Source organism: Azospirillum sp., assembly GCF_035628975.1.
Taxonomy (GTDB): Bacteria; Pseudomonadota; Alphaproteobacteria; order Azospirillales; family Azospirillaceae; genus Azospirillum.
The window spans coordinates 66,403-73,347 of sequence record NZ_DASPIS010000079.1; the positions used below are offsets into that span (position 1 = coordinate 66,403).

Consider the following 6,945-nt stretch of genomic DNA (forward strand, 5'->3'; position numbering starts at 1 on the left):
GGCGATACCTCTGTTGCAGGTTAACGTAATGTAATGCATGAGAAATTCTTTTTGCTCTTGAAGCCGGCCGGGGCCGCGTTCATATTGTGCAGTGCGGCAACGGTCGCGCCTCGGCGTGGACGTTGGCGTAACGCACTTCTTGGGCGTTTCCTCCCTAGACTGAAGGCCGCGGGTTCGCCCGCGGCCCTTTTTTTGCGCGAAGCCAGGGCTGCGGAGTGGTTCCAAGCGGAAGCTTGGCCCTTGAGGTGATAGCGGGTAACTGTGGCATGGACGGGGCAACGGCCCCAAAACCGCGGATGCTGAACGCCCGCGGCGTCAGCGCGGTCCCAGGCCGTGGGGCGGCAGCAGGCCCAGCGTGTCGACCAGTTCAGTCATATGGCGGGCCAGAACGTTTAGGTAGGGCAGGCGGGTCAGGGCCGCCTCGTCCATGTAGAGGTCGCGGGCGATCTCGATCTGCAGGGCGTGGATACCCTGGCGCGGCCGTCCGTAATGGCGGGTGGTGTAGCCGCCGGCATAGGGATTGTTTCGGCTGACGGCATAGCCGAGCCCGCGCAGGAACTCCTCCGCCGCATCGATCACCGCAGGCGCGCAGGCGTTGCCGTAACAGTCGCCCAGCACGATCTCGGGATGGTTGCCGCCCCTCCCGCCACTTTTCCCGCTGGCGGCGGTGCTGGCCGACGGCATCGAATGGCAATCGATCAGCAGGGCATGGCCGAAGGCGTCGCGGGTGTCGTCCACCAGCTGGCGCAGGGCATTGTGGTAGGGGGTGTAGCAGCGGCTGACGCGGTCCAGCGCCTCGGCGAAGCGCAGCTTGCCGCGGTAGATGTCCTCGCCGTTGGCGACCACGCGGGCGATGGTGCCCAGCCCCGCCGCCACACGGGGCGAGCGGGTGTTGACGTAGGCCGGCAGCGGATCGGCGAACATCTCCGGATCCAACTCGTAGGCTTCGCGGTTGACGTCCAGATAGGCGCGCGGGAACAGGGCGCGGATCAGCGGCACGCCGAAGCCGGGGGCGAAGGCGAAGATCTCGTCGACGAAACAGTCCTCGGACTTGCGCAGCGCGCGGGCATCCAGCCGGGACGAGGCGAGGAAGGCGGCGGAATAGGCGTTCCCGCTGTGCGGCGAGGCAAGGACGAGCGGCAGCCTCTGGCTCTGCGGGGCCAGAATCTCGAATGCCGGAGTGTCCGCCGCCGGAATGGCCGGACCGGCGCCGGCACCGGCGTCGCGTTGCGCGTCGAAGGAGGCGTCCATGGTTCAATGATGTAATGGACAGCGGGGCCTTTTGTCACGGGAACGCCCGCCGCCCTTCTGCCGTCCGACAAAAAAAGCGCGAGGGCTGATGAAAGGGCTTGCACGTCCGCGCCGAGGTCGGTATACACCCGCCCACGCCGAACGGAACGAGACGCCACGCGCTTCTCCGCCGGTCGATACAGTGGGCGGTTAGCTCAGCGGGAGAGCACTACGTTGACATCGTAGGGGTCACTGGTTCAATCCCAGTACCGCCCACCATTCTGAAGGCCGCGAACCGGAACGGGTTCGCGGCCTTCGCCGTTTTGGGCGTCGTCTTGGGGCGCCGAGTGTCCGCCGGTCGCTACACGGACACCGTAATGACGGATATTTCCCTCGTCGAGGTCACTTGAAGGCGAGGGGACTGAACAAGAAAAAGCCGGCAGCCCTTTCAGGCAGCCGGCTTTTCTAATTGGTGGAGCCAAGGAGGATCGAACTCCTGACCTCTACAATGCCATTGTAGCGCTCTCCCAGCTGAGCTATGGCCCCTTAACTCTGGGGGCCGGTCGTTTCCGTCCGGCCTTGGTGGAGCGGGATAATAGTCAGGCGGCGGAGTGATGCAAGCGGAAAATCGATCGTTTCGCGCTTTTTTTACCGGCACCCCGCCGCTCCCGACAACGCTCCCGTCCCACCGGGAAGGGCGCCGGTCAGCGCTCCTCCTCGTCCTCGCCCTCGACGTCGACGACCTCGTCCATGTCGTCCTCGCCCAGCTCCGACGTGTCCTCGATCAGGACATCGTCCTCATCGTCGGCGGTTTCGTCGGTCTCCTCGATGTCCTCGACGGACATGTCGTCCTCGACATCCTCCAACTCCGGAGTCTCGGCCTCGGTCTCGGTCTCCTCCTCGTCTTCGGCCACCACCGCCACCTTCTTGGTGTCGTCGGCCGGGGCCGGGCGGGCCTTGCGGGACTTCAGCAGGGCCTCGGGATCGAATTGCGCACCGCAGCTCGGGCAGACCGGCGGGTCCTTGCGCATGTCGTAATAGCGAGCGCCACAGCTCGGGCAGATGCGCTTGACGCCCCATTCGGGTTTGGCCACGCCAGTGTCCTCCGTCACAAAAATCAGGGGGGTTCTCAAGAGGCGCCCTTTGCCACGGCCAGAGGCGCTTGTCAAAAAAAAGATGCCGGATCGACGGCGCGGCCGGATGCCGCCGGTGCGCAGTGGCTGCGGGAAAGAGGTATCCCGGCCGGACAGGGGTTGCCTTTACAGGGCGTTAACCATAACTGGCTAGAACGGACCTGCACATCGTGCAACTCCTCCATTTGGTTTCCTCCTTGAACTCGGGGCCGCCTTCGGGCGGCCTCTTTTCGTTTGTGCCCGGCCGGCATCAGGAGGGGAGGAGGATGGAGTCCGGCCCTCTCGCATCACGACGGGGGCTGTGATAGGAACGCGGCCACAACCGCTTCACGTTCCGATCCGAAGGACCCGTCCCATGACGCAGGCCCCCGTCACGCAGACCCCCGTCACGCAGGTGAAGCCGCTGCGCTCCGCCGCCACCGGCGCGATCCAGGGCAGCATCCGCGTGCCCGGCGACAAGTCGATCTCGCACCGGTCGCTGATGCTGGGCGCCATCGCCGTGGGCGAGACGGTGATCCATGGCCTGCTGGAGGGAGAGGACGTCCTGCACACCGCGGCGGCCATGCGCCTGCTCGGCGCCTGGGCGGAGCGGGAAGACAACGGCCAGGGGGCCGGCGTCTGGCGCGTGCGCGGCGTCGGGCTGGGCGCGCTGCAGGAGCCGGCGCAGGTGCTGGACATGGGCAACAGCGGCACCGCCGCCCGCCTGCTGATGGGGCTGGTTGCCGGCCACCCGATCACCTGCGTCTTCACCGGCGACGCCTCGCTGAACAAGCGCCCCATGGCCCGCGTCACCAAGCCGCTGGAGGAGATGGGCGCCCGCTTCGTCGGCCGCTCCGGCGGCCGGCTGCCGCTGACCGTGGTCGGCAGCGGCGATCTGGTCCCGATCACCTACCGCCTGCCGGTGGCGTCGGCCCAGGTCAAGTCGGCGATCCTGCTGGCCGGCCTCAACACCGCCGGCGCCACCACGGTGATCGAGGCGGAGCCGACGCGCGACCACACCGAACTGATGCTGCGCCATTTCGGCGCCACCGTGACGACCGAGCGGCTGGAGGACGGCTCCCTCGCCGTCACCGTCATCGGCCAGCCGGAACTGAGCGGCCGGACCATCCATGTGCCGGCCGATCCCAGCAGCGCCGCCTTCCCGGCGGTCGCCGCCCTGCTGCGGCCTGGCTCGGAGCTGCTGCTGAACGATGTCGGCATGAACCCGCGCCGCACCGGCCTCTACGACACGCTGGTGGAGATGGGCGCGGATATCGCCTTCGAGAACCGCCGCGACCAGGCGGGCGAGCCGGTGGCCGACCTGCGGGTGAAGTACAGCGCACTCAAGGGCGTGGTGGTGCCGGCCGACCGCGCGCCGAGCATGATCGACGAATACCCGGTCCTGGCAGCCGCCGCCGCCTGCGCCGAGGGCACCACGGTGATGCTGGGCCTGAAGGAACTGCGGGTGAAGGAGAGCGACCGCCTTGCCATGGTGGCGGAAGGCCTGACCCGCTGCGGCGTGTCGGTGGAGGTCGGCGCCGACGACAGCCTGACCGTTCACGGGACCGGTGGAACGGGCAAGGGGCCGAAGGGCGGCGCCACCGTCGCCACCGCCATGGACCACCGCATCGCCATGAGCTTCCTGGTGCTGGGCATGGCGTCGGAACAGCCGATTTCGGTCGACGACGGCGCCTTCATCGACACCAGCTTCCCCGGCTTCGTCGGGCTGATGAACGGGCTGGGCGCGAAGATCGGTGAGGCGTGAGGCGATGACGCAGCCGCTTTCCAACCAAGAGACACCGGCCAAGGCAGTCGTCGTCGCCATCGACGGTCCGGCCGCCAGCGGCAAGGGCACCCTGTCGCAGCGCATCGCCGATTCCTTCGGCTTCGCCCATCTCGACACCGGCGTGCTGTACCGCGCGGTCGGCGTCTCGGTCCTGCGGGCCGGCGGCGATCCCGCCGACAACGCGGCGGCGGCGCGCGCCGCGTATGAACTGCACCCCGAGCACCCAATCCTGCAAGAGGTGGCGCTGCGCACCGACGAGGCGGCGCAGGCGGCCAGCAAGGTGGCGGCGGTGCCGGAGGTGCGGGCGGCGCTTCTCGACTTCCAGCGGCGGTTCGCGGCCCATCCGCCGGGCGGCGCGCCGGGGGCGGTTCTGGACGGGCGGGACATCGGAACGGTGGTCTGTCCCGATGCCCAGGCCAAACTGTTCGTTACCGCTTCGGTGGAGGTCCGGGCCGAACGGCGACTCAAGGAGTTGCAGAGACGGGGGATTCCGGCTATATCCTCCGATGTCCTGGAGGACATGAAGGCTCGTGATGCGCGCGACAGCCAGAGAGCGGTGGCCCCGCTCCGTCCGGCTGCCGACGCTTTTGTGCTTGATACGTCCGCTCTCGATGCCGATCAGGTGTTCTCGATGGCGGTCGCTCACATCGGTTCGAAGACCGGTCTGAAACCCAAGGCGTGATGCCGGGGTTTGGGCCGTCGCGATCGGACCGGTCGGGCGGCGCGGGCGGGTCCGACGCCCTCCATGGAAAACCATCAACCAAGTCGCCGGGCGTGGTGCCCGGCGCGGCGGTTCGGTCGAGGTCCCACCCGTTTTGCCGCGGGAGGGACCGGAACGGGGCTGCTTTCGCGCCACCTTTAGGAGTTTCAATGGCACAGTCACTGGCCCGCACGGTCGAAAAGGAAAGCTTCGCGTCTCTGCTTGAAGAGTCGCTGGGCGCGGCCGAGTCGCTCGAAGGTACGGTCGTCAAGGGACGCGTCGTCGCCGTCGAGAACGACATGGTCACCATCGACGTCGGTCTGAAGTCGGAAGGCCGCGTCGCGCTGAAGGAATTCGCCGTTGCCGGCCAGCCGCCCGAGCTGAAGGCGGGCGACACCGTCGAGGTCTACCTCGAGCGGATGGAAGACAAGAACGGCGAAGCGATGCTGAGCCGTGAGAAGGCGAAGCGCGAAGAGGCCTGGGCACTGCTGGAGAAGTCGTTCAACGACCAGACCCGCGTCACCGGCGTCATCTTCGGCCGCGTCAAGGGCGGCTTCACGGTCGACCTGTCGGGCGCCGTTGCCTTCCTGCCGGGCAGCCAGGTCGACATCCGTCCGGTCCGCGACATCTCCCCGCTGCTGGGCACTCCGCAGCCGTTCCAGATCCTGAAGATGGACCGCTCGCGCGGCAACATCGTCGTGTCGCGTCGCGCCGTGCTCGAAGAGAGCCGCGCCGAGGCCCGTTCGGAGCTGGTGGCCAACCTCAAGGAAGGCCAGATCCTCCAGGGCGTCGTCAAGAACATCACCGACTACGGTGCGTTCGTCGACCTGGGCGGCGTCGATGGCCTGCTGCACGTCACCGACATCGCGTGGCGCCGCATCAACCATCCGTCGGAAGCCCTGCAGATCGGCCAGACCGTCACGGTCCAGGTCATCCGCTTCAACCCGGAAACCCAGCGCATCAGCCTGGGCATGAAGCAGCTCGAGGCCGACCCGTGGGAAGGCGTCGAGGCGAAGTATCCGGTCGGCGCGAAGTTCAAGGGCCGCGTCACCAACATCACCGACTACGGCGCCTTCGTGGAGCTGGAGCCGGGGATCGAGGGCCTGGTCCACGTTTCGGAAATGTCCTGGACCAAGAAGAACGTCCATCCGGGCAAGATCGTGTCGACTTCGCAGGAAGTCGAGGTCATGGTCCTGGACGTCGATCCGCAGAAGCGCCGCATCAGCCTCGGCCTGAAGCAGTGCCTGGACAACCCGTGGGAGACCTTCACCGACAAGTTCGGTCCTGGCACCGAGCTGGAAGGCGAAGTCAAGAACATCACCGAATTCGGTCTGTTCGTCGGCCTGCCGGGCGATATCGACGGCATGGTCCACATGTCCGATCTCGACTGGAACAAGTCGGGTGAAGAGGCGATCGCCGAGTACAAGAAGGGCGACCGCGTCAAGGTCAAGGTTCTCGACGTCGACGTCGAGAAGGAGCGCATCAGCCTGGGCATCAAGCAGCTGGCGGGCGACCCGCTCGCGGGCGACGACACCTTCAAGAAGGGCCAGACCGTGACCGTCACGGTCACGGAGGTCACGTCCGGCGGCATCGAGGTGAAGTTCGGCGAGGACAACGCGCCGATCACCGCCTTCATCCGCAAGTCGGACCTCTCGCGCGACCGCCAGGAGCAGCGCCCCGAGCGCTACGCCGTCGGTGACCGCGTGGACGCCCAGGTGACGAACGTCGACAAGGCCGCGCGCCGCGTGTCCCTGTCGATCAAGGCCCTGGAGATGGCCGAGGACAAGGAAGCCATCGAGAAGTTCGGCTCGTCCGACTCCGGCGCCTCGCTGGGCGACATCCTCGGCGCGGCCCTGCGCGAGAAGGCCCAGAAGGAGTAGCCGCCTAGACGGCCTCCACGAACAGCGGCGGCCCGGGCGACCGGGCCGCCGTTTTCATTTCGGCCGCCAGCCGCGCGCCGTCGGCGCCGCCGCAGACGATGTCCAGGCTGACCCAGCTGGCCCCCGCCACCCGCGCCGCCGCCAGCGCCGCCACCGAGCGCACGCCGTGGAACAGCACCCCCGGCCCCACCCGCTGCAGCGACAGCACGGTGTCGAGCATGGCCTGCTCGTCGGCCG

At 67.5% G+C, this 6,945-nt stretch carries 6 protein-coding genes and 2 tRNA genes; 4 read left to right on the forward strand and 4 right to left on the reverse strand.

The genetic code is table 11. The features are described from left to right. Nucleotides 1-315 precede the first annotated feature (315 nt). Entirely contained in the window at nt 316-1,251 is a 936-nt protein-coding gene (locus VD964_RS17205; RefSeq protein WP_324869736.1) for an N-formylglutamate amidohydrolase, read from the reverse strand. A 183-nt stretch (nt 1,252-1,434) separates the two neighbouring features. On the opposite strand from VD964_RS17205, the gene VD964_RS17210 reads away from it, so the two are divergent. Further along, a tRNA-Val gene (locus VD964_RS17210) sits at nt 1,435-1,509 on the forward strand. Nucleotides 1,510-1,700: 191 nt separating this feature from the next. Here VD964_RS17210 and VD964_RS17215 read toward each other — a convergent pair. Both VD964_RS17215 and VD964_RS17220 read right to left on the reverse strand, forming a co-directional pair. Beyond that, nucleotides 1,701-1,776, reverse strand: a tRNA-Ala gene (locus VD964_RS17215). A 158-nt stretch (nt 1,777-1,934) separates the two neighbouring features. Next, entirely contained in the window at nt 1,935-2,324 is a 390-nt protein-coding gene (locus VD964_RS17220; protein ID WP_324869737.1) for a TIGR02300 family protein, read from the reverse strand. Between the two features lie 394 nt (nt 2,325-2,718). On the opposite strand from VD964_RS17220, the gene aroA reads away from it, so the two are divergent. The 3 genes from aroA (at nt 2,719) to rpsA (ending at nt 6,708) form a co-directional block, all read left to right on the forward strand. Then, nucleotides 2,719-4,107, forward strand: a complete 1,389-nt coding sequence (gene aroA, locus VD964_RS17225; protein WP_324869738.1) for a 3-phosphoshikimate 1-carboxyvinyltransferase — start codon at nt 2,719-2,721, stop codon at nt 4,105-4,107. Nucleotides 4,108-4,111: 4 nt separating this feature from the next. Then, on the forward strand, nt 4,112-4,810 hold the full coding sequence (gene cmk / locus VD964_RS17230) for a (d)CMP kinase (protein WP_324869739.1): 699 nt from the start codon (nt 4,112-4,114) through the stop codon (nt 4,808-4,810). Between the two features lie 188 nt (nt 4,811-4,998). Continuing rightward, entirely contained in the window at nt 4,999-6,708 is a 1,710-nt protein-coding gene (rpsA, locus tag VD964_RS17235; RefSeq protein WP_324869740.1) for a 30S ribosomal protein S1, read from the forward strand. A gap of 4 nt (nt 6,709-6,712) precedes the next feature. Here rpsA and VD964_RS17240 read toward each other — a convergent pair. After that, the coding region (locus tag VD964_RS17240; RefSeq protein WP_324869741.1) for a hypothetical protein at nt 6,713-6,945 on the reverse strand (233 nt) is incomplete at its 5' end.